This is a genomic window from Pantoea sp., assembly GCF_039594315.1.
Taxonomy (GTDB): Bacteria; Pseudomonadota; Gammaproteobacteria; order Enterobacterales; family Enterobacteriaceae; genus Pantoea.
On sequence record NZ_JBCNNP010000045.1, the window covers coordinates 1 to 23,572 of the forward strand.

The 23,572-nt window shown below is 53.5% G+C and carries 21 protein-coding genes; 8 read left to right on the forward strand and 13 right to left on the reverse strand.

The genetic code is table 11. From position 1 onward, the window contains the following. Positions 1 to 123: 123 nt before the first annotated feature. Positions 124 to 2,703: an EAL domain-containing protein gene (locus ABDW13_RS18830; protein ID WP_343554079.1), complete on the reverse strand. Its 2,580-nt coding sequence runs from the start codon at positions 2,701 to 2,703 to the stop codon at positions 124 to 126. A gap of 219 nt (positions 2,704 to 2,922) precedes the next feature. Here ABDW13_RS18830 and ABDW13_RS18835 point away from each other — a divergent pair, with 219 nt between their 5' ends. After that, on the forward strand, positions 2,923 to 3,570 hold the full coding sequence (locus ABDW13_RS18835) for a CPBP family intramembrane glutamic endopeptidase (protein WP_343554080.1): 648 nt from the start codon (positions 2,923 to 2,925) through the stop codon (positions 3,568 to 3,570). Between the two features lie 40 nt (positions 3,571 to 3,610). Here ABDW13_RS18835 and ABDW13_RS18840 read toward each other — a convergent pair whose 3' ends face one another. Then, a complete protein-coding gene (locus tag ABDW13_RS18840) occupies positions 3,611 to 3,778 on the reverse strand; it encodes a hypothetical protein (protein WP_196761358.1) in 168 nt (55 codons plus the stop codon). 214 nt (positions 3,779 to 3,992) lie between these two features. On the opposite strand from ABDW13_RS18840, the gene ABDW13_RS18845 reads away from it, so the two are divergent. Beyond that, the gene (locus ABDW13_RS18845) at positions 3,993 to 4,163 is read left to right on the forward strand and encodes a hypothetical protein (RefSeq protein ID WP_343554081.1); all 171 of its coding nucleotides are present in this window, start codon (positions 3,993 to 3,995) and stop codon (positions 4,161 to 4,163) included. 111 nt (positions 4,164 to 4,274) lie between these two features. After that, positions 4,275 to 4,508 (forward strand): hypothetical protein, encoded by a 234-nt coding sequence (locus ABDW13_RS18850; protein ID WP_343554082.1) that lies wholly within the window; start codon positions 4,275 to 4,277, stop codon positions 4,506 to 4,508. Positions 4,509 to 4,622: 114 nt separating this feature from the next. Here ABDW13_RS18850 and yniD read toward each other — a convergent pair whose 3' ends face one another. From yniD to ABDW13_RS18880, 6 genes are all read right to left on the reverse strand, one after another. Beyond that, complete coding sequence (yniD, locus tag ABDW13_RS18855; protein ID WP_021507251.1) at positions 4,623 to 4,730, reverse strand: small membrane protein YniD; 108 nt, start codon at positions 4,728 to 4,730, stop codon at positions 4,623 to 4,625. Positions 4,731 to 4,809: 79 nt separating this feature from the next. Further along, a complete protein-coding gene (locus tag ABDW13_RS18860; protein WP_343554083.1) occupies positions 4,810 to 5,238 on the reverse strand; it encodes an OsmC family protein in 429 nt (142 codons plus the stop codon). Positions 5,239 to 5,300: 62 nt separating this feature from the next. Further along, positions 5,301 to 6,491 carry an FMN-dependent L-lactate dehydrogenase LldD gene (gene lldD, locus ABDW13_RS18865; protein WP_343554084.1) on the reverse strand — a complete coding sequence of 397 codons (1,191 nt, stop codon included), beginning with the start codon at positions 6,489 to 6,491 and terminating at the stop codon, positions 5,301 to 5,303. Then, a complete protein-coding gene (gene lldR / locus ABDW13_RS18870; protein ID WP_343554085.1) occupies positions 6,488 to 7,258 on the reverse strand; it encodes a transcriptional regulator LldR in 771 nt (256 codons plus the stop codon). The genes lldD and lldR overlap by 4 nt, the downstream gene beginning before the upstream one ends. Then, positions 7,255 to 8,901 carry an L-lactate permease gene (gene lldP, locus ABDW13_RS18875; protein ID WP_343554086.1) on the reverse strand — a complete coding sequence of 549 codons (1,647 nt, stop codon included), beginning with the start codon at positions 8,899 to 8,901 and terminating at the stop codon, positions 7,255 to 7,257. The genes lldR and lldP overlap by 4 nt, the downstream gene beginning before the upstream one ends. A 225-nt stretch (positions 8,902 to 9,126) precedes the next feature. Beyond that, positions 9,127 to 10,287 carry a cyanate transporter gene (locus ABDW13_RS18880; RefSeq protein WP_343554087.1) on the reverse strand — a complete coding sequence of 387 codons (1,161 nt, stop codon included), beginning with the start codon at positions 10,285 to 10,287 and terminating at the stop codon, positions 9,127 to 9,129. Positions 10,288 to 10,374: 87 nt separating this feature from the next. On the opposite strand from ABDW13_RS18880, the gene ABDW13_RS18885 reads away from it, so the two are divergent. Together ABDW13_RS18885 and ABDW13_RS18890 are read left to right on the forward strand one after the other, a co-directional pair. Next, positions 10,375 to 11,235: a LysR family transcriptional regulator gene (locus ABDW13_RS18885; protein WP_343554088.1), complete on the forward strand. Its 861-nt coding sequence runs from the start codon at positions 10,375 to 10,377 to the stop codon at positions 11,233 to 11,235. 87 nt (positions 11,236 to 11,322) lie between these two features. After that, positions 11,323 to 12,684 carry an amidohydrolase family protein gene (locus ABDW13_RS18890; protein ID WP_343554089.1) on the forward strand — a complete coding sequence of 454 codons (1,362 nt, stop codon included), beginning with the start codon at positions 11,323 to 11,325 and terminating at the stop codon, positions 12,682 to 12,684. A 96-nt stretch (positions 12,685 to 12,780) separates the two neighbouring features. Here ABDW13_RS18890 and ABDW13_RS18895 read toward each other — a convergent pair whose 3' ends face one another. Continuing rightward, positions 12,781 to 12,978: a hypothetical protein gene (locus ABDW13_RS18895; RefSeq protein WP_039333073.1), complete on the reverse strand. Its 198-nt coding sequence runs from the start codon at positions 12,976 to 12,978 to the stop codon at positions 12,781 to 12,783. A gap of 403 nt (positions 12,979 to 13,381) precedes the next feature. On the opposite strand from ABDW13_RS18895, the gene dbpA reads away from it, so the two are divergent. The 3 genes from dbpA to ABDW13_RS18910 all read left to right on the forward strand — a co-directional run bounded on the left by dbpA (position 13,382) and on the right by ABDW13_RS18910 (position 17,790). Further along, positions 13,382 to 14,761, forward strand: coding sequence for an ATP-dependent RNA helicase DbpA (dbpA, locus tag ABDW13_RS18900; RefSeq protein WP_343554090.1), 1,380 nt, complete (start codon positions 13,382 to 13,384; stop codon positions 14,759 to 14,761). A 128-nt stretch (positions 14,762 to 14,889) separates the two neighbouring features. Next, entirely contained in the window at positions 14,890 to 15,852 is a 963-nt protein-coding gene (locus ABDW13_RS18905; protein ID WP_343554091.1) for a chemotaxis protein, read from the forward strand. Positions 15,853 to 16,233: 381 nt separating this feature from the next. Next, positions 16,234 to 17,790, forward strand: coding sequence for a methyl-accepting chemotaxis protein (locus ABDW13_RS18910; RefSeq protein ID WP_343554092.1), 1,557 nt, complete (start codon positions 16,234 to 16,236; stop codon positions 17,788 to 17,790). 120 nt (positions 17,791 to 17,910) lie between these two features. On the opposite strand, the gene ABDW13_RS18915 is transcribed toward ABDW13_RS18910, so the two are convergent. The 4 genes from ABDW13_RS18915 to ABDW13_RS18930 all read right to left on the reverse strand — a co-directional run bounded on the left by ABDW13_RS18915 (position 17,911) and on the right by ABDW13_RS18930 (position 22,867). Next, entirely contained in the window at positions 17,911 to 19,200 is a 1,290-nt protein-coding gene (locus ABDW13_RS18915; protein ID WP_343554093.1) for an HAAAP family serine/threonine permease, read from the reverse strand. Between the two features lie 374 nt (positions 19,201 to 19,574). Beyond that, complete coding sequence (locus ABDW13_RS18920) at positions 19,575 to 20,570, reverse strand: glycosyltransferase family A protein (RefSeq protein ID WP_343554094.1); 996 nt, start codon at positions 20,568 to 20,570, stop codon at positions 19,575 to 19,577. Beyond that, positions 20,563 to 21,873, reverse strand: a complete 1,311-nt coding sequence (locus ABDW13_RS18925; RefSeq protein ID WP_343554095.1) for an oligosaccharide flippase family protein — start codon at positions 21,871 to 21,873, stop codon at positions 20,563 to 20,565. The genes ABDW13_RS18920 and ABDW13_RS18925 overlap by 8 nt, the downstream gene beginning before the upstream one ends. A gap of 16 nt (positions 21,874 to 21,889) precedes the next feature. Next, the gene (locus ABDW13_RS18930; RefSeq protein ID WP_343554096.1) at positions 21,890 to 22,867 is read right to left on the reverse strand and encodes a glycosyltransferase; all 978 of its coding nucleotides are present in this window, start codon (positions 22,865 to 22,867) and stop codon (positions 21,890 to 21,892) included. Positions 22,868 to 23,572: the final 705 nt, after the last annotated feature.

Here is a 23,572-nt window from a genome sequence, read left to right on the forward strand (position 1 = left end):
TGCATGGATACTTTCTCAGTCCAGGGCATAGTGAGTCTCCTCTGCTATGCCGTTTATAACTGTTACCCATGTGCCCGGTCTAAAGTGTTACCCATGTGGCCGGTTTGTACCTAAATGGCGACCCTACGATTCCTCGCGCAGCCGGGCATTAAACGCGGCTAACGGCATTGGGCGGCCAAGAAAATAGCCCTGCCCTTCTTCGCAGGACAGCGCTTTCAGCTCCTGCAGCTGCGCGTCGGTTTCGATGCCTTCGGCGGTGATGGTCAAAGCAAAAGCACGCGCCAAGCCGACAATTCCCGCCACCACCGATTGCGCCTGTTTCGATTCCGGGAACTCTTTCATCCAGGAACGATCAATCTTCAAACCATTAAACGGGAAGGTTTTGAGGTAACCGAGCGCCGCATAGCCGGTGCCAAAATCATCCACCGTCAAGCGCACGCCGAGCGCGCGCAGACCTTGCATGATCTCCAGTGCGCGATCCGGATTCTCAAAGGTGACGTTTTCGGTTATTTCCAACTCCAACTGCGTCGCCGGTAATCCGCTGACCTCTAATGCATGCGCCACGCGCTGCACCAAATCGTGGTTACGAAACTCAACCGGCGAAATATTGACGGAAACATAACGCTGTTCGCCCCAATCGCGCGCATCGAGGCAGGCACGCATTAGCACCCAATCGCTGATCGCGGCGATCAAACCGTTTTCCTCCGCCAGCGGAATAAAGCGATCCGGTGTGATCCATTGGTTATCGGCGACTTGCCAACGAATCAGCGCTTCTGCGCCCGCCAGTTGCCCATTTTGCAGCTGATAACGCGGCTGATAGTGCAGCGTAAAAGCGTGATCGATAAGCGCCTGTTCAATCGCCTGCACCATGTCGCGTTTCGACTGCAAATGGTTGGCCATGTCGGTGGAATACCATACCCATTGATCGCGTCCGGCGCTGCGTGCTTGTGCCAGCGCAATGTCCGCTAATCGCAGCAGCGCTTCCGGTTGCGTGGCATCCTGCGGCGCAGAAACGATGCCCATGCTGGCGGTTAAATTGATTTGATGTGAACCGCTATAAATCGGCTCATAAATGATGCGTTGCAGCGCGCGACAGCGATACTCCACGCCCGCGCGCGAACTTTCACGCAGCAGCAAAATAAAGGCATCGCCGCCGAGTCGCGCCGCCAGTTCATGCGGTGCTAGCAGGCTTTTCAGCCGTTTTGAGACCTCATTCAGCACTTCATCGCCGACCGCGTGGCCCCACGTATCGTTGATCGGTTTGAACTGATCGAGATTGAAGCTAATAACAAATAGCGGATCGTCATCGCGCAGGTTTTCCAGATAGGCGGTGAGATACTCCTGTAACTGGATGCGGTTAGCTAATCCAGTCAGCATGTCATGACGCGACAGGAATTGAATACGCGCTTCGGCATCCACTTCGTGGGTGATATCCGATACCGTGCCGCGAAAACCACTGCGTAAACCGTTGCGGCGAATCGCTTTCGCCATCAATTGCCCAATACGCCGCTCGCCGTTCGCCGACATAAACTGGCAGCGCAACGGCACGTGCTGCACCTCTTCGCCCTGGCGCATCAGCCACGACACCAGTGAATGGCTGGGATGGCTGAGCAACTGATCAAGCGGACGACCGATCCAGCTTTTGACTTCATGCCCGGTCACCGCCGCAAAGCGCGACGAGAGATAGCACAGGCGACCGTGATCGTCGATTTCCCAGATCCAGTCCGATGCCGCTTCCGCCAGATCGCGGAAACGCTCCTCGCTGTTGGCTAATTCACGTTGGCTAATCGCCAGCATTTCAAAACGTCGGTCGGAGATCACCGCATTGTGCAACGCATGACGCTGCACGCGACGCGTCACCAGCGCCACCGCCAATGCGGTGAAAAACAGCAGCGGCATCATCAGCCAAATCACGCCAAAACCGGGATCTTTCGGCTGCCAGCGAATCACCAGCGGTTCACCTTGCAACGCCGGTTCCACCAAACGCGGCTCAAACAGCGCATCGTTAAAACCGCGAGCCAAGCGCGGTTCGATGACATTCAATGATTTACCCAACGCCTCAAGTTTATTGGGCGTCAAAATATTCACGAACACCATCACCGAAGCCGGTCCGGGCATGGTGGGTAGATCCGGCACTTTGCCCGGCGTAATCGGCGCGGCGACCAAAATGGCGGCATTGTTTTCAATCAACGCATTGCGGGCGACAGCATCGTGTAAGGTGCGGGCGGTGTTCAATAACAACGTGCTTTGCGTGCCTAACCAACTCTCCAGCGAGGCATCCGAGAGTTTGCCATTCACCACCGCATAACGCGTTTTGCCGCTGCCATCGACCACGAATACGCCGTCGTAGTGATACTCCTTGTACAGTCCCGGCCCAAAGTTCTCTTCGTTCCACGCCCAAACGGTATTGACGGTGAGATGCAGGTTTTTCCAGGCTTCGCCCCAGTTGGCATAATCGCGTGCATCAACCAACATCTCTTGCTGCTGTTGCTGCCATGCGTGGTGCATCAGATTGGCATCTTGCTGAATTGAATCACGATTTTGGCGATGGGCAATAACCAGCACCATCACTACCGACAGCAGCAGAACACCAAACAGCAGCGAGGTTAAGGTGCGTAAACTGCGTCGCGTCACCCGAACCGTGTGTGCTTCCATATTGGCCCTGGCGGGGAGTGCCGCGTGCCGGTGATACTCAGAATTCATGCGCAATGCTCGCGAAAGACAGGCAGCAAAAAATAGGCGGATGAGGGCGCATCATCCGCCATCTCCACCCTGTAAGGGTTTGAATGGTTATCGGCGCACTGCGCCGCAGATTTAGTCTTAATGGTGGAATATTTGAGCAGCGCAAATGTGTCACACGCCACCTCGACAGCGCTGATCGGCATTGCTACTATGCGCTCTCCTCTGCCCGCTGAGTCGCCTATGGACACCCAATCCGACAAAGTTACGTTAACGCTGTTCTACGTTGGTAGCTTTGTGGCCTATTACCTTGTCACCATGCTGGTTACGCTGTTTCCCAACTACAGCGTACTGATGAGTAATGGCTTGCTGATGCCGGTGCTATGCCTGGTTGAGTTTGCGGTGATCTATCCGCTGTACCGTTTTTATTGTCAACGCCGTACCGATATTCCGCTGGGCTATGTGCGCCCACTGCAAGCGCTGCTGTTTATCGCGTTGTTGTTTGCTTTGATGGTGGCGCAGACGCAGTTTTTGCAACCGGAAGGCTGGCTGATTGCGCAATCGCAGCAGGGCCGCAATTCGATGCTGATTTTGCTGCTGACGGCGGTATTGTTAGCGCCGGTGTTCGAAGAGGTGTTATTCCGCGGATTCTTGCTGCAAGGTTTTCTGCTGTGGGCGCCGAAAAGCCGTTTTGCCTGCATGCTGCTCACTTCGCTGCTGTTCGCCGCGATGCACACGCAATATGTGCATTGGGAAACGTTAGTGGCGTTAACGCTATTTTCCCTGCTGCTTTGCTATGCGCGCCTGCGCAGTAACAGCCTCGCGCTGCCAATTTTCCTGCACACGCTGAATAACCTGATTGCGATTCTTCCTGCGTGGTATTTCGCCTGATGCCATCGGGTCGCCATTGCTGGCGACCGCTGGCGGGAAATTACTCTTTTTCCGCTTCGAAATGGTTTTTGAACTGCTCGTAAATGGAAATCATGTTAGACGCATCACCGTGCAGCGGGCTGAGTTTGCCGGCGCGCACCAGCTCAATCACCAATTGTAGAGCGGCTTGTTTTGGGTTGCTGGCTGGCTGGGCAATTTCATTCGACATGGTTATCTCACTCATCATTTTTATCAAGGCCGCACAGTTTAGCGCAGATTAAGCTGCCGTTGCGTATGGCGTTGCGTATAATCTTGCCTGCCGGACAACAAAGCCGCTCGGGGTGATAATTGCATCCTGACGCGTTTAGCTATACTGGATCAAAAAAAGGGAACAACCAGCCACACATTCCGTACCAACGCGAAGGTGTTAAAGGAGTCTGATTATGCTGATTGGTTTTGTTTTGTTAGTAAGCGCGTGTGGACATGATGCCTGTGACGCGTTGCCGGTATCGGAACGCATCTATCCCACCAAAGCGGTGTGCGAGCAGATGGCCGATCGCATCCACAAAGTCCGGCCCAATGTGGTCCTGCTTTGTGGCGAAGTGCACCGTTAATTCGGTGCCAGTTTTATTACAGTCGCGCAATATTTAGCCAAACGGCATTGCAAGAATAGGTTGTAGCGTTCAAAATATAAGCTGCTTTTCACTATCACCGTTGTGAATCCAATGAAAAAAGCTCGCCCCCGTCGTCCAAACGGACGCTGGGTTTATTACATTTTGTATGACGGTATCATCTGGCCCTGCCCGGTTCGCTGGGAATGGGAAAGCGGCTTTGAAGGCTGGTTACCGTTTTACTTCTCCCCCACCTTTGAGTTTGTGGCGGGCGATCCACGTAAGGCTTATCGCATTGCGCGCAGCAGCGTGCGTAACGTTCGCCAGCAAGATAATCATTACGCCTGATTGATTAGCCCAACTGCCACGGTAACCAAGAGGCGGTGAGCACATAGTGCAGTAGCTCCAACACTAAAATCACCATCACCAACACGCCGAGTTTGTGGCGCCAAAACCAATCCTTCAGCCCCATATCATCGCCGCCCAACGAATCAGCATCAACGCACCGCAGATACACAACAGCACCACAATCATTTTCCAGTGTTTGGTTGCAGCCAGTTTTTTTGCCACGCATCCTCCAGACGACAGAAAGCAACGATGCGCCCTAAGGCGCACCGTTGATTCTAGCGCTGCTCACCCGCAAGGGCGATTAATTATTCAGCGTATAGTCGAGCGTGATTTCGGCATTGAGTACCTGAGAAACCGGGCAACCTGCTTTGGCCTGCTGGATAATCTCATCGAATTTCGCCTTATCAATGCCGGGCAAAGCGATGGTGCTGGTCAGTGCAATTTTGGTAATGGCAAAACCTTCGCCCTTTTTATCGAGCGACACATCCGCAGTGGTATCGATGCTTGTTGGCGGATGACCTGCATTGCCGAGCATCAGTGACAGCGCCATCGAGAAGCAGGCCGCATGTGCCGCACCAATTAACTCTTCCGGATTGGTGCCCTTCTGCCCTTCAAAACGGGTATTGAAGCCGTAAGGCTGCGCGTTTAACACACCACTTTCGGTGCTGACGGTGCCTTTCCCTTTAATGTCGCCTTCCCAATGGGCCGATCCTTTCTTATGAATGGTCATGTCATTCCTCCTGTTGTGTACGACAGGTACTCAGTATAGACAACGCCACTCATCTTGCCCGATTAGCTCACCGCGCGCGGACGCGCCGGACTTAATCCCGCCTCGCTCAACAGCGCGTTAGCCTGCACCAGCGAGTCTTGCGTGATCTCTTTGATCGATTTCGCACCGGTTAATGTCATCGCCACTTTCATCTCTTTCTCAATCAGATTGAGCAAATTCTCGACGCCGCGTTGGCCGTGTGTCGCCAGCGCATAGACAAATGCGCGGCCCAGCAGCACGCTGTCGGCGCCCAAGGCGATCATGCGCACCACGTCCAACCCGCTGCGAATGCCGCTGTCGGCCAGAATGGTGATATCACCTTTCACCGCATCGGCGATGGCAGGCAGCGCACGCGCCGAAGAGAGCACGCCATCTAACTGACGTCCGCCGTGATTCGACACCACAATGCCATCGGCACCAAAACGCACCGCATCGCGTGCATCTTCCGCGTCGAGAATGCCTTTGATCACCATCGGGCCATCCCAGAATTCACGAATCCATTCCAAATCTTTCCAGGAAATCGACGGATCGAAGTTATTCGCCAGCCAGCCGATGTAATCTTCCAGTCCGGTTGGTTTGCCGAGATAGGTTGAGATATTGCCGAGATCGTGTGGACGGCCATGCAAACCCACATCCCACGCCCATTGTGGATGGGTTGCCGCCTGCCAATAACGGCGCATCGCCGCATTCGGCCCGCTCATACCGGAGTGCGCATCGCGATAGCGTGCGCCCGGTGTCGGCATATCAACGGTGAACACCAGCGTGGTACAACCGGCAGCTTTGGCGCGTTCCAGCGCATTGCGCATAAAGCCGCGATCGCGCAGCACATACAGCTGGAACCACATTGGGCGATTGATCGCCGGCGCGACCTCTTCAATCGGACACAATGAAACGGTAGAGAGCGTAAACGGAATCCCTTTTAACGCCGCCGCACGTGCCGCCTGCACTTCACCGCGTCGCGCGTACATACCGCACAAACCGACCGGTGCCAGCGCCACCGGCATCGACAAGGTTTCGTTGAACAGCTTGGTCTCAAGGCTGAGTTCCGACATGTTTTTCAGCACGCGCTGACGCAGCGCCACATCAGAGAGATCGGAGACATTGCGCTTCAGCGTGTGCTCGGCATACGCGCCGCCATCCAGATAGTGAAACAGGAACGGTGGCAAGATGCGTTGCGCCGCGGCGCGATAGTCACTGGCAGCAGAAATGATCATCCGTTTTTTTCCTTATGCTGAGGTAAATCGTGGCCCGGCAAGCGCGTTATGCGCGCCTGGCGTGCCTCATCTTCATGCAGAGTTTTCATCGTGGTGTGAACAAAACCGAGGTGATCCATCGCCGCCTGGCGTGCCGCTTCGGCATCGCCCGCCATCACCGCATCAAACATCGCCTGATGCTGTTCATTGAGGCGATTGAAGATCACCGGTTGGGTGTACATGCGCTGGCGGCTGTGCAGCACTGAGGATTGCAGTAGATCGAAAAAGCCGCGCATGGTTTGCAGCAGCACCACGTTGTGCGAGGCTTCGGCGATTGCCAGATGGAAGCGCAAGTCGGCCTGCGCCGCCAGATCCGGATCGTCGCTTTCATTCATCTTCAGCAGCGCATCAAAGGCATAGCGCAACCGCTCTTTATCGGATTCGGTGGCACGCAACGCCGCGTGCCACGCGGTGCTGGCTTCAATGGCATGGCGCGCTTCGAGAATGTCATAACGATAATCGGGATCGGCGGCCAGCAACTGGCGGATCGGCTCGACAATGCGTTGTTCCGACCACGGCTCCTGCGGCTGACGCAGCCAGGTGCCGCCACCCCGTTTACTGATTAACACGCCGCTGCTGATTAATTGCTGGATCGCTTCGCGCAATGATGAACGCGACACGGCAAATTCCGCCGCCAGTGCGCGCTCAGAGGGCAAACGCATGCCGGGTTCAAGCTGATGTTCGGTGATCCAGACGCACAAGCGCGCCCGCAGCGTGTTTTCAGTCATGGAATCATCCAGGTTAAGACATAGGCCTGAAGCGTGGTGATCACGCCGACCATACAGGTGAAGATCAGGCTATGTTTGACGGTGAAACGGAACAGATCCGACTCTTTGCCCACCAGGCCAACGGCGGCGCAGGCAATGGCAATCGACTGTGGCGAAATCATCTTGCCGGTGACACCGCCGGTAGTATTGGCTGCCACCAGCAGCACATCCGATACACCAATTTGCTGTGCGGTAGTGGCTTGCAGCGCAGCGAACAGCGCATTGGAAGAGGTGTCAGAACCGGTAAGGAATACGCCAAGCCAGCCAAGGAACGGCGAGAAGAAGGTAAAGGCATTGCCAGTATGCGCCAGCGCTAACGCCAGCGTAGCCGACAAACCGGAATAGTTGGAGATAAAGGCAAACGCCAGCACCATGCCGATGGAGTAGATCGGCAGCGCCAGCTCTTTCAGGGTTTCACCGAAGGTTTGAATCGCCGCTTTCGGCTTCATGCGCAGCCAAAGCACCGACAGCACCGCCGCCAGCAGAATTGCGGTGCCGGTCGCCGATAACACATCAAACTTGAACAGCGCCGGATACGGTGTCGCCGCATTCACCACCGGTGGCATGCGCGCCACTAATTCATTCAGTAGCGGCACCGGCACGGTGAATACCCAGTCGTACATCGCGCCGCCTTTAGCGAACAGCGCTTTGAATGGCGGAATGCTCCACAAAGTCACGGTGGCGGTGAGGAACAGGAACGGCATCCACGCACGCACGATTTGTCCCAGACTGTAACGGGGTTGCGTCTGGGTTTTCTCGCTGTTGGCCTGCTCAAAACGGAAGATGCGCACCGGCTGCCAGCGACGCAGGAACAGCGTCAAACACACCAACGACACCAGCGAAGAGATGATGTCCGGCAGTTCCGGGCCAAGGAAGTTGGAGCTGAGGAACTGGGCGATAGCGAACGATCCACCAGCAACGATCACTGCTGGCCACGTCTCTTTCACGCCGCGCCAGCCATCCATGATCGCCATGATCCAGAACAGCACGATCATGGTGAGGAACGGCAACTGGCGGCCCGCCATCTGACCAATCTGGAAGCTATCGAGTCCGGTGACTTGCCCGGCGACGATAATCGGAATGCCCATTGCACCAAACGCCACCGGCGCGGTGTTAACGATCAAACACAGTCCCGCGGCATACAGCGGATTAAAGCCGAGACCCACCAGTAGCGCAGCAGTGATCGCCACCGGCGCACCAAAGCCCGCCGCGCCTTCAAGGAACGCGCCGAAGCAGAAGCCGACAATCAGCATCTGCAAACGTTGATCCGGGGTAATGGTCAGAATCGAGGCGCGAATGATGTCGAACTGGCCGGTTTTCACCGAAATTTTGTAGACGAAAACGGCGGCGACGATGATCCATGCAATCGGCCACAAGCCGTATAAGAAGCCGTACACCACCGAAGCCAGCGCTTGTCCCAGCGGCATGCCGTAGAGAAACAGCGCCACCAGCAGCGCAATCACCACCGTTGCCGTGCCCGCTTGATAGCCTTTGAGCTTGAGCTTAATCAGCGCGAAGAAGAAAAACACAATCGGGATCACCGCCACCAGGCTGGAGAGCCACAAATTGTTGAGCGGATCGTAGTTTTGTTGCCATACCTGCATGCCGTTTACTCCAGAGGTGACCAGAAGGGTGCGGCGCATCGGCTGATGCAGGTGTGCGCCGCCGCTTTGCCCTGTTCTGCGCCAAATTGGTAGGACCACATTTGGCGCGCCGGGCTTTCTGGCTCCAGATAGTTAATGCATTGTTAACCTAAAGCAACGAAGCTGGTGTGATTTTTCGTGTTATGTGACGATACGGCAACATTTCAGGAGGGTGGTAGGACCAATTCAGCCAAAGGCGCGACCATAACTGCGTGGATGGAAGCGAAAATTCAGCAGGATCAACCCAACCGTTACCGTAGCTTGCATCAGCCAGACGCTGGAATAACTGTGGGTGAAGGCCTGCAATTGTCCGGCGATAAACGGCATGCAGCCCGCGATGATAAAACCCGCGCCTTGCATAAACGCCACCAGCCGCGCCCCGGCTTGCGGATGTGGCAGATGATCGAGCGCCAGCACCATCGACAGCGGAAATCCCGCGCCCAAACCGAAACCGGCAATGGCCGCCCATAGCCATGGCGCGAACAACGGTGCGAACAGAAAGCCGCTCATGCCAATCAACTGACACAACAAACTGATGAGCAGCTGGGGTCGACGATCGGCTTTGCGCGCCAGCAGCGGCATCAACAACGCGCCTGCTACCTGACACAAAATCATCGCACCCAGCAGCGATCCTCCCGCCTGCGCCGACCAGCCCAAATGATGATAAGCATCCGGCAGCCAGGCCACGCAGGTGGCGTAGCCGCCATTCATCAGACCGAAGCTGATGGCTAATGTCCAGGCGCGCGACTTGCGCCACAGCGGCGGCACGACGATGCTTTCCGCTTTAGCCGCCAACGGCGCGCGCACCAGCAACCATAAACCGATTGCCAGCAACACCGGCAGCGCCCAACCGGCCAGCGCCAGTGACCAACCGACCTGCGCGCTCAGCCACGGCGACAACGCCGCGCCCAAGCCGCCACCGCCCATCAGCGCGCCCGCCCACAAACCGGTGATCGGCGCACTGCGTTGGGCAAAGCGTTGGCGAATCAAACCCGGCATCGCCATCTGCACCACGCCAACGCCCAAGCCGCCAAACAACGCGCTGATCACCAGCCATTGACCATCGTGAATCACACCGCGTGCCGCCAGCGCCAGCAACAGCAGCGTCAATCCCGCCAACAGCAAACGTTGCAGCGGCACACGCTGCATCAACGAGGCGCTGAGCAAAGCAATCGCGCCCATCATCACCATCGGCACCGCTGGCAGTAGCGACGCCGCCAGCGCAGAAAGGCCCATCGCCTGGCGCAACTGGCCGAGCAACGGGCTGATAGAAGTGAGTAACGGACGCATATTCAGCCCGGCCAGCACTAAAGCGGCGAGCGTCAGTCCGTTGGAATGTCGGTTCATACACAATCCTGCAGAAAAGAGATTGTTAGCATCGCAGCAGCAGTTACTATTTGGAAATGAAATAACACCATAGCGACCAGTGGAAAAATGAATCGTCAGCCGATGTTCACCCCGCAGCAACTGTTGAGCTTTGTTGCGGTGTGCGAAACCGCCAGTTTTACCCGCGCCGCCGACCGCGTGCACCTTTCGCAATCCACCGTGAGCCAGCAAGTGCGCCGCCTGGAAGAGATGATCGGCAAACCGCTGCTGGAACGCACCTCGCATCAGGTGGCGCTGACCGAAGAGGGGGAAAAACTGCTCGGCTACGCACGTAGAATTATCGCCCTAAATGGCGAAGCGCACGACGTGTTGAGTGATAAATGGCGCGATGGCATTTTGCGGCTCGGCGTGCCGGAAGATTTTGCCGCGCCGACCGCCAGTTTGCTGGCCGGGTTCAGCCGCCAGCATCCGCAATTGCGCCTTGATGTGATGAGCGGCATGTATGTCGATCTGCATCGTGCGTGGCAGCGCGAGGAGCTGGATATCATGCTGATCAAGCAGCCCGGCGGCGAGCGGCCTTTAGCCTCACGTCCGGAACCGCTGCTGTGGCTCGACAGCGCCGCGCATCCCTGTTTTGAGCAAACGCCGGTGCCGCTGGTGGTGTTTCCGCAGTTGGGTTTATATCGCGAAGAGATGGCGCAAACGCTGGATAATCTGGGGCGCAGTTGGCGTATCAGCTACAGCAGCGCCAGTTTGGTGGCCCTCGCCAGCGCCAGCGCCGCCGGTTTGGGTTTAACGCTGCTGCCCGCCAGTTGCCGTTTGCCAGAGCATCGCGTAGTAGGCGAAGCCGACGGTTTGCCGAACATCAATCATTTTGAACTGGCGCTGTTTTGCCGCTCGCCACAGGACGAATTACAGCAAGCCCTCGCCGCCGCGCTGGTGACGTTTTGCGGTTTGGCGTGGCAGTGATTTTCCCAATAGTAACCAGTGGGAAATATCGCAGCGTAAACCGAGCGGTTTTGCCAGATTAGGCTTTTCACTTGATTGGAACCTCTGATGCAACTCACTTCTCCCAGCCGTCGCGACTTTCTCACCTTAACCGCTGCGGGCGGTCTAATCGCCGCCGGCATCAGCCATGCCGGACAGAGCTCGCCGTTGTTAGCTGACAACACTCAACCACACACGCCACCGCCGCGCGTTGCCCATTACCAACTGCTCAACGTGCGCCTCGAAGAAGGCTTTGAGCGCGATGGCAACGAGGTGATCGCGACGCGCACCGCGCTGTACGACATCACCATCAAAGATGGTCGCTTTGCGGCGATTGATGCCGCCAGTAAAGCGCGCAACGCCGCGTTGCCGCAATGGGATGCCAACGGCGCCCTGCTGCTGCCGCGCACCCGCGATATGCATATCCATCTGGACAAAACCTTCTACGGCGGCCCGTGGCAAGCGCCGCGTCCGCGTCAGGGCAAAACCATCATGGATATGATTGCGCGTGAACAGGTGCTGATCCCGCAACTGTTACCGACTTCGCAGGCGCGCGCGGAAGCGATCATTGGTTTGCTGCACAGCAAAGGCACCACCGAAGCGCGCAGCCACTGCAATATCGATCCGGTGAGCGGCCTGAAAAGCCTTGAGCACCTGAAGCTGGCGCTGGCCGATCATCCGGAATTCCCGTGTGAAATCGTCGCCTTCCCGCAGCACGGTTTGCTGCATTCGAAAGTCGATGGCTTGATGCGTGAAGCGATGCAAATGGGTGTGCAGTACGTCGGCGGATTGGACCCGACCAATGTTGATGGCGCAATGCAGGCGTCACTGGATGCGATGTTCCAAATCGCGCTCGATTTCCAACGCGGCGTGGATATCCATCTGCACGAAACCTCGCCTTCGGGCGTGGCAGCGATTCAGTACATGATCGATACCATCGCGAAAAATCCGCAGCTGAAAGGCAAAGTGACGCTGAGCCACGGTTTTGCCCTCGGCACGCTGGAAGGCAAAGCGCTGGATCAGATGATTGCGGGCATGGCCGAGCAGCAGATGAGCGTGGCATCGACCATTCCGATTGGCAAATTGACCATGCCATTGCCGCAGTTGCAGGCGGCAGGCATCACGGTGATGACCGGCACCGACAGCGTGATCGATCATTGGTCGCCGTTCGGTACTGGTAGCATGCTGGAAAAAGCCAATTTGTATGCACAGTTGTATCGCGGTTCTGATGAGTTCGGATTAAGCCGTGCGCTGCATATCGCCACCGGCGGGATTTTGCCGCTATCGAACCAGGGCGAACGCCAGTGGCCGAAAGTGCAGGATGAAGCCAGCATGATGTTGGTTGAGGCCAGCTGCTCTGCCGAAGCGGTGGCACGTATTTCTCCGGTGCGCGCCACCTTCCATCGCGGATTGCCGGTGTTTAGCGCCTGATTTTTGCCAAAAGGCTAATAACAAAAAAGCCTCCATGTCGGAGGCTTTATGAACGTAAACGCTGATGCGGCAAGCGCATCATGCGGGTGCTGGATTTTACGACAACATCTGAATCGCCAGCGCATACAAACGCTGGTTTTCATCGTCACTGACAGGCTCTTCTTCCGCGTAACACGCAATCATGGAGCTGACTTTATCTGACGACAAAGTTTCCCCATGCAAATGCAGCGTTAACACGGCGCGGCCGACGATTTTCAGAATGTCTTCGTTTTGTCCCTGGACGTAATGACTCAATGAAATGACCTCTGAATTATTTTGTGTATTGAATAGTTCGCCAAATGGCGCGCCAAATATAAAGCAATTCGCCGCTAACTTTTAATGCCATTTTTAACCTTACTCAGTGACACATAAGCGCAATCTCTGCAAAAAACGCCACCAAATCCCAACAAAAGGCGCTATTTTTTAACTAATTACCAAATTTTCCGATAAAAATAACTTTCATCGGCGGCATGAATTTGTCGCGCAATTCAGAAAAATCATTAAAATTTCGCATCATTTATTGGTCACTAATAAGCCAATTCCTACATATAGCTGATCAATTTACCTGCGTGACTAAATCCATGATTTACGATTGCCGATTATCGCCCTTTCTGCCAGACTGACCGCCGCAATCCTTCCCGCTATTAGAGACATTCCCGTGACTGCTTTTTCTACCCTGACGCAACTGCCTGCCAGCCAACTCGATAACCTGCGCGAGATGGGATTCGACGCAATGACGCCGATTCAGGCCGCTTCCCTGCCCGCTATTCTGGAAGGGCGCGATGTGCGTGCGCAGGCGAAAACCGGCAGCGGCAAAACCGCCGCTTTTGGTATTGGTCTGCTGAACCGCATCGACAACAGCCAATTCCACACGCAAGCGCTGATTCTGTGCCCAACGCGCGAACTGGCCGATCAGGTCAGCAACGTGCTGCGCCAACTGGCCCGCTTCACGCGCAACATTAAAATTCTGACGCTGTGCGGCGGACAACCGATGAGCGCGCAGCGTGATTCGCTGGTGCACGCGCCACACATTGTGGTGGGTACGCCGGGCCGTTTGCTTGATCACCTCAAGCGCGACAACCTCGATCTCAGCCAACTGCAAACGCTGGTGCTGGACGAAGCCGATCGCATGCTGGAGATGGGTTTCCGTGATGATATGGAAGCGATTATTGGCTTCACACCAGAAACCCGCCAAACGCTGCTGTTCTCCGCCACCTGGCCGGACACCATCGCCAGCCTGAGTCAGCGTTTTCAGCGCGATGCATTAGCGGTAGCGACCGAAGATAAAACCGAGCTGCCTACCATCGAACAGCAGTTTATTGAAGCCAGCGCCAAAGAGCGTCATGGCCTGCTCAGTGCGCTGCTAAGCCAGGAGCAACCGGCTTCTTGCGTGGTGTTCTGTAACACCAAACGTGAGTGTGATGACATTGCTGAAGCGCTGAACGAGCGCCAAATCAGCGCATTGGCGTTGCATGGCGATCTGGAGCAGCGCGATCGTGAACGCGTGCTGATTCGCTTCGCCAACGGCAGCATTCGCGTGCTGATCGCTACCGATGTCGCTGCGCGCGGCCTGGATATCAAATCGCTGGCGTTGGTGGTTAACTTCCAACTGGCGTGGGATCCGGAAGTGCACATTCACCGTATCGGCCGTACCGGTCGCGCCGGGGAAAAAGGTCTGGCGGTGAGTTTCGTGGCCTCCGACGAAATGGTGCGCGCCAATGCGCTGGAAGAGTATTTACAGCAAAAACTCAACTGGGTTTCCGCCAGCACGCTGAAAGGTGTCACCGCCAAGCCGCTGCCCGCCACTAAAATGACGTTGTGCATTGATGGCGGCCGTAAAGCCAAAATTCGCCCAGGCGATATTCTGGGTGCACTAACTGGTGAAGCTGGATTCAGTGGCGATCAGATCGGTAAGATCGACATGACAGCCACTCATGCTTATGTCGCTATCGATGCGGCACAGGCGAAGAAAGCGTTGATCAAGCTGAAAGAAGGCAAGATCAAAGGTAAGAGCGTACGCGCGATTTTGCTGAAGTAAGCTGTCTCGGCGTGAGGGCGCCCGCCCTCACGCTAAAATTTCCGTTATCTCCCTTCATTTTTTTCCGCACCTGCCGATAAGTTAATCATTGCCCCTTTTCCCTGCCCAGATTCCACTTCGAGGCCATGATGGATAATTTTCAGAAAGAGATCGATGAACGCGCCAACCTTGCGCTTTCCAATAAATTCGAACTGCTGTTGTTCCGACTGGGTTCCGATCAGCTGAAAGGTAAATCTGAGCTGTACGGCATCAACGTATTTAAGCTACGTGAAATCGTGCCGATGCCAACCATCACCCGCGCAGCAGGCATGCAATCGCCACTGTTGGGCATGGCCAGCATTCGTGGTCAGTTTATTCCAGTCATCGATCTGCCCGCAGTCACCGGCTGCAAACCAGAAACTGGCCTGAATTTGCTGTTGGTAACCGAATATGCACGCAGTACCCAAGCGTTTGCGGTGGAATCGGTTGAGAACATTGTGCGTCTGGACTGGAATCAGGTGCACACCGCTGAAGCGGGCATTGGCAGCCGCAACATCACCAGCATCGCCTGCCTGGATACCGATGGTCAGAGCAACAACCTGGCGATGGTGCTGGACGTAGAGCAGATCCTGTATGACATCATTCCCTCAGTGCGCGGCGTAGAGCCAAGTGCTGAAACCGCTAAAGACTTCAATCTCAAGCCGGGCCAGGTGGCGATTGTGGCGGAAGATTCCAAAGTGGCGCGCCAGTTGCTGGAACAAGGCCTGAAAAGCATGGGCATTCCGGCGATCATGCACAACACCGGTTTGGAAGCGTGGATCAAGATTAATGAGATGCAGAAAGAAGCGGCCGCTAATGGCGAATCGATCCACGATAAGATCGCGCTGGTGTTGACCGATCTCGAAATGCCGGAAATGGATGGCTTTACCTTAACGCGCAACATCAAACGCGATAATAATCTGCGCCAGATTCCGGTGGTGATTCACTCTTCTCTCTCCGGCAGCGCCAACGAAGATCACGTGCGTAAAGTTGGTGCCGATGGTTACGTGGCCAAGTTCGAAATCAACGAACTGAGCACGGTGATTCATGGCGTGTTAAAGAAAAACCGGTAAAATCCTGCACATAACGTAGCGGCGCGATGTATCGCGCTGTTTTGACGTCAATATTCTGAAGAAATTTGCCCGCTTCCGACGTTGCGCAATAAATTGCGCCGCTACGGATTGTGCGGGCATTTTTATGGCTGCAAACCGCCTCGATTTACAACCAAACCAAAATCAACTTTAACGTTTTTAACCTTTCTGTGACCCACCTCTAAAAAATTAAAGATCAAACATTAACAACCGATAACTGTTAGCGCTGGTTGCGGCGCGGCCATCATCGGTTTGTCACGCTGCGTAACCATTTTCACCTTATAAAACATCAACCTGATGCGGGCACGTTTGTCTGCTTTTCCGTCTTGAAAACAACTTAATTTGGCATCACGGGGAGAAACAATGTTGAGCTTAAAGAATATGAAGGTTGGCGTCCGCTTGGGCATCGCCTTTGGTTTAGTGGTGGCACTACTGATCATCGTCGGCGTGACGTCGATTACCAAAATCAACAACATCAAAACCGGCATCACTTCGATTGTCGAAGATCGCTATATGAAAGTGCGCCTCGGCTTTGACGTGCGCGATGGCGTGAACGATCAAATCAAATACATGCGCGGCATCGTGATCGATACCAACCGCCCGCAATATAACGTTAAGCGCTACCAGCAATTAGACGAAGCCACTCAGCACACCAACAACGCGATGAATAAAATCAAAGCGGTGCAGGTGACGGAAATTGGTAAAAAGAAAATTGCTGGCTTGCTGGCCGCCAGCGAGAAGTTTGAGGCCGAGAAGAACCAGTTACTGGAGTTAGTCCGTGCCGGCAAGGCCGATGAAGCCAGCGCCTTTGTATTGCAGACAATCACCGCCACGCAGAATGCCTTCCTCGATGGCGCCATCGCCTTTGCCAACTCGCAATCAGGCCAATTGGAGCAGGAAGGCGCCAACATCATCGAAAATGGTTCATCAGCGATTGAGATCACCTTGATCTTCTCAGCGCTGGCGATTGCCGCCTCGATTGTGTTGGGCTTTATGTTAACGCGCTCAATTGTACGTCCGCTGAATAGCGCGGTAGAAATTGCCGGTAAAGTGGCGGCGGGCGATCTTAGCTCGCACATTGAAGTGAGCGGCAACGATGAAACCGCCAAATTGATGCAAGCCTTGCAGGCGATGAACGACAATCTGTTGACCATCGTTTCCGACGTGCGTGCCGGTTCCGATACCATCGCGGTGGCGTCGAATCAAATCTCCAGCGGCAATATCGATCTCTCTTCACGTACCGAGCAGCAAGCCAGTTCACTGGAAGAAACCGCCTCCGCGATGGAACAGATGACGGCCACCGTGAAGCACAACGCCGAAAACGCACGTGAAGCCAATCAGCTGGTCGCCAATACCTCGAATGTCGCGAAGCAAGGCGGCGCGGTGATGGAACAGGTGATCGAGAAGATGGAAGCCATTACGTTGTCATCGAAGAAGATCGTCGACATTATCAGCGTGATCGATTCCATTGCCTTCCAGACCAACATTCTTTCGCTTAACGCCGCCGTTGAAGCCGCGCGTGCCGGTGAACAAGGTCGCGGCTTTGCCGTGGTGGCAACGGAAGTGCGTAATCTGGCGGCGCGTTCAGCTTCAGCCGCGAAAGAGATTAAGGTGCTGATTGAAGATTCCGTGGCGCAAGTGGATGAAGGCAGTCGTCTGGTGACGCACGCCGGTTCCACCATTGGCGAAGTGGTTAACAGCGTGAAAAGCGTGGCGGATATCATGAGTGAAATTACTATTGCCAGCAGCGAACAGAGCAGCGGCATTAGCGAAATCAATCTGGCGATTACCCAGATGGAAGCGGTGACACAGCAGAACGCCGCGCTAGTGCAGGAAGCGTCAGCGGCCTCGCAGGCGTTGCAGGAACAGGCCGATCGTTTGGCTCAATCGATGAGCGTGTTTAAAACCGCCGCGGTGTAATACACCTACGGGTATACATTCGTAGCGGCGCGATTTATCGCGTTGTTTTGACCTGACGGTGCGCCGTCCCAAAAGAACGCGATAAATCGCGCCGCTACGGTTTAATGCAAATGTTGGTATCTAATTCACCAACGAATACGCAATCGACGAAATTGCCAGCACACCAATCAGCACCACAAATACATTGCTGATTTTGCCGCTGTATTGACGCATCGCCGGCACTTTCTGAATGGCGTACATCGGCATCAGGAACAGAATCATCGCAATAATCGGCCCGCCGAGGGTTTCAATCATCCCCAAAATACTCGGATTCAACGTCGCAACTAACCAGGTGGTCAACAGCATAAAGCCGGTGGTTAGACGATTCAAACGCTGCGGCGTGACGGTTTTGCCACGGCTGCGCAGCGACTTGACCACAATGCCGTTAAAGCCTTCGCGCGCACCAAGATAGTGACCGAGGAAGGATTTTGTAATCGCGACCATCGCCACAATCGGCCCCATCCACGCAATCATCGGCACATTAAAGTGATTGGCGAGATACGACAGAATGGTGATGTTTTGATCTTTTGCCGCCTGCAAATCGGCAGGCGACAGGCTCAGCACGCAGCTAAACACAAAGAACATCACCGTCACCACCATCAACAGATGGGCATTTGCCAGAATGCGTGAGCACTTCTTCTCCGCGCCTGCGCCATATTCGTTGCGCTTGGCGACGGCAAATGAAGAGATGATCGGCGAGTGGTTGAAGGAGAACACCATCACCGGAATAGCCAGCCACAAGGTCATCCAGATACCGCTGCCGTTGATGCTTTGGCTGAACGACAAGGTTTCCAGCGCCGCGCCGTGCCAGTGCGGCACCAGATAGGCGGCCAGCAGCATTAATACCGCCACGAACGGGAATACCAGCACGCTCATGGCTTTCACAATCATCTGCTCACCAAAGCGCACCACTGTCATCATGCCGATGATCAGAATCAGCGACAGCAATACGCGCGGCGGCGACACCAGGCCCAATTGATGCACGATAAAGCTATCAACAGTGTTGGTAATCGCCACGCTGTACATCAATAAGATTGGGTAGATGGCGAAGAAATAGAGCAACGTGATGATCTTGCCCGCGCCGACACCAAAGTGTTCTTCCACCACTTCGGTGATATCTTCGCCGGGATTTTTGCCGGATAACACAAAACGCGTCAGCGCGCGGTGTGCATAGTAGGTCATTGGGAAGGCAAGAATCGCCATGATGATCAGCGGAATCAAACCGCCTGCGCCCGCGTTGATCGGTAAGAACAGTACGCCTGCACCAATCGCCGTGCCATACAGCCCCAGCATCCACACGGTATCGCTCTTACGCCAACCTTTGGCATCCGTTTCAACGCTGCCAAGCGTACCGGTTTGTGAGTTGTCCATCTGTCTCTCCAGAATTGCAAACTTGTCAAAATGCAGCCACCGCATGGCTGCCAATCATGGCGCAGGCTTTCCAACCCTGCCGCGACGCAAAGGATGACGTTTTGAAACGTGAAATTCACGTACCCTGATGCTTTTAATCGCAGTAAATGCACGAAACATGCGCGCAATCGATTGCGAGGGCGCTATTTGACATGAGAGCGGGAGTGAGTGCAAGAAGATGGATGTGAGATGGCGCAGAAAATGAGCGAGGAAGCTGGAAGGCGTGGCAACGATGAGTTGTTGCCACGGGTCGAGCAGAACAACAACGGGTGAAACTCCCCCGGCAATTAGCCTCTAAGCAAAGCTGTAGAGAATAATCCCGGGAGAATTTCAAATCAGAATGCGCGCATCCTGTAGAGAGCATAAAGAAAATAGTACGCTGTGATAGTATTCAAATTCATAATCATGTACTTCAGTTTTTCATTTTTATTCAGCAGAATGAAAATACCTTTTGAGTATTTCCCTCGCTTTATTTCATTAATTTCCTGGGCGATATCCGCAGGTGAAAACGAAGAGTGATACATCGCGGTGACGATTTGCATATCCAACGCCAACACGCGTTTAGAGATGCCTTTGAGGAAGTAATCGAGATCGCTGGTCTGGTATTTATTCACGATCGCATCATACAGCGCGGTCAGAAACTGTTTACGCACTTTCAGTTCACTGTACTGCACTTTACGCTTGGATAATGAACCCTCGACATCTTCATAATGATAAGCCGCGCCTGGCGTCACCAGGAAGTTGCTAATACAGCTGAAGAATTTGAGGTTAAATAACAGGTCCTCACTCATCGAAATGCCTTCCAAAAAGCGCAGATCGAGATCTTCAATAATCTGGCGGCGATAACATTTGTTATGCAGATAACCGATGTTATCACTCATCTCCAACTCGCCCAGCACGTAAGGAATTTCTTCGCTGCTGAAGAACCCCGATTGTGAGACTTTCCCAACGCGGTTGTCATTGAGATTGCCAACAATCAGCTCGACCGATTCCGCAGGCCAGGCATCGAGGTTCTGTTTAAAGATCATCAGGAAGTTATCATCCACCCAATCATCGGCATCGAGAAACAGCACATATTCACCACGCGCCTGTTTAATTCCACTGTTCCTTGCGGCGCTGACACCGGCATTGATTTGGTTAATCACCGTGACCTGTGAATATGCACTGAACTCTGCCACTATATTAGGCGTTAAATCGCTGCTGCCATCATTAACGACAATCACCTCGTGATTGTTATACGTCTGATTAAGCACGCTCAACAAGGTACGTTTAATGGTTTTTTGGGCGTTATAGACGGGAATGATAAGACTAAATAGGGGTTTTTCATTCATGATAAACTCTCTTTACTGTCTGAGGTTTTGTATTGCTAAATAACAGCCATAGTTTCCTGGGGTTGAGAAAGACTTGATGAATACGCATGACAGGACGTGCAGGGAAAAAGTAATTCAGTAAGGTAAAGGATAAGAATTCGGTTAATACCACGCTTATGGCGGCGCCGTTTAAACCAAAATACGGCACCAAACACAGTGATGACGTGATGCAAATAAGCAGCACCACAAAGGTCTTTTTCACTAAATAACGATAACCGTTATATTTGATAATAAAGCGGTCCATTAAACTGCTGAGCACCGCGCACATCGCGCCAATACTGAGCAGCAATGTCGGTGCCACCGCATCGAGATATTCCACACCGTAAAAATCACGAATAAACCAGCCCGACAGCAGCCAAATCGCCATAATCACCAACGATGAAACGCCCAGCACCAGCAGGTGTAACTTCTGCACACGGATGATGGCTTGCTCGTCATCACGCTCAGCAAAGAACGCCGGGAAAAAAGACGCCAGCAACGCATTGGGTAAAAATACCCATGCGGTAGCGAGCGTCAGCGCCACGGAGAATATTCCGGCCTCTTTTACGCCGAGGAAATACGACACGCTCAGTTGATTGACGCGAGTATATATCGCTACCGCAATCACCGAGAACACCAAAGAAATGCCCGACGCCACCATATAACGTGAATACTTCTTCATATGCCGTAATGCGGGAATCGGCACCTGACGATGGTATTTCAGGAAAATAGTGAGTTTGATGGCGAAGGGAATAAAGGTCGCCAGCACAATCGGCACGGCTAAGAATTTCGGGTCCAGCGCGTAATACGAAATAAAGAAACGCACGGTGAGACTGATGGCTAAACCGATCAGGTTGGCAATCACATTCAGGCGCGCATTCAACATCGCTTCGTTGTAGATATTGACCAAATCCAGCGCAGAGAACAGACAAGCAATTGCCGCAGCGCAGATAAAGATCAGTGCATCCGCACTCCACTCTTCTCCCATAATCAACATGCCGCTGACCGCCAGCACGCTATAAATCAGCAGCACCAATAAAAACGTGGCCATCATTAAGCGCATGCCGGAATAGCGATTCTGTGAAATACGTTTTAACAGAATCACATCACTGCCCATCAGCGCGATGCTTTGAATAAACTGGAACACCAGCATTGAGATCGAAATAATGCCGAAGGTGGTTGGCCCGACATACTTAGCCACATACGAAGTGACAAATATTAAACCAAATACCGCGATCAGCTTTTCAGCGATCATCCACATGGAGTTTTTTAATTTATCTTTCACAATTTAGCCTCCGCGTTTATTTCTGTGCCAGACGGCGCAGACGCGATACCAGACGCGGGCTGACAAAAAACAGCGCAAAGTACAGACTCCACGGATTAAGCATTAATCCTGAAGTGAAGTAAGACTTAAAACTGCGGCGATAGAGCGCGATATATTCATCAACAAAGGCACGGCTGAAGCCGTCGCTGTGCAACGCTTTATAGATATAAGATGAGGTAACCTTTAAATAGAGATGGTAATAACAGCGATTATGCTGGCGGGATAAAAACGCCTGCATCTGGCTGAAAGATCGCGCAAACGAGAAATGTTTTTCTCGCAGTGTCGAGCGCGTGGCTGAATTGGGTGATACCACATAGTGATAAACCACTTGCTGAGTAAATATCACCTGACGGTCTTGTTGTAGATGCAGGTAATTAATCACAAACAGCAGATCTTCGAAGTTATAAATATCCTCATTAAAACTGAGTTGATGCTGACGAATCACATCGCCGCGAAACACCTTGTCGCAAATACCGTGGCGCGGATTGAAATACAGCACGTCGTTAATCGCCGCCGATGCTGCCAATGCTCGCGATATGCTGCTATTCGCCGGGAAATCGATCGGCTGACCTTGCGGCGTAAAGTGCTGCGACTCGCCCACCACCATCGCTACCTGCGGCTGCATCAAACGCACATAGGTCGAAAAAGCATTGGGCGGCAGGAAATCATCGGCATCTAAAAAGCACAGTAATTTGCCGCGCGAAGCACGAATGCCCTGATTGCGCGCCGACGAGACGCCGCCATTCGGTTGGTCGATAAGCTGGAAATGTGGGTAATGCGCGTAGTTCTGCAAAATCGCGAGCGAATTATCGCGCGAACCGTCGTTGATGAAGATCACTTCAAAACGGTTTTCGTCCTGCTGTAGCAGGCTATCAATGCATCGCTCCAGATACGCCGCGGCGTTATACACCGGCACGATGACGCTAATTAAAACGTCGTTAACAGGATTTAGCATATGACCTCTGGACTCTGTCGAAGTAAAAGTTGCGGGCGTAAAAAGCGATCGGTGAACGCGACAAGGATTAATCGATAATCCTGGCACTGCGTTTCTTTCGCCCGGCTTAACATTGGTTTGACCGCTATTTCGGAGTTTCCTCAGGCTAAATAAAAATGGCCTATAAATGATTTCTAAACGAATAGTGGAATAAGATAATCGCCAAATTAATCGTGCAGTTTAATTCTATTTTCATGCTTTAAATTAGGCAGGCTACCGCCCCTGGCTTACAGCTACCAGTGCACTAAAATCCCATAAACTCTTATTTTTGGCGTAAAAATGCTGCGCTGCACTCAATCGAGTTCAGTTTATTTTCAGCGAGTTACGTTTTTTCATGTGGCGATTTGACTTAATGGCGACATCGCAACATGCAACACTATTTTTAATTTAAAACTGTCGTTTTCCGTTATAGATGCCAAAAAACGCTGGCGCTTTTAATTCATTCATAACGAAAAACAAGAAATGCCGACCGGGGCTGAGAGGGTGCATCTTCAGACGGGCCTTCTCAACGAACGTCACGACATTAACGATATTTGCTGTATGCCCTGCACTTTTATTATCTCGATGCGTCTTTCGCGAACCGATGCGTGCAAGTGGCGTTAATTCAGTGCGGCTCTCGCAGCCGCACTGCAATAGGCTTTAAGCCAAAATTTTGCGATCTAATTC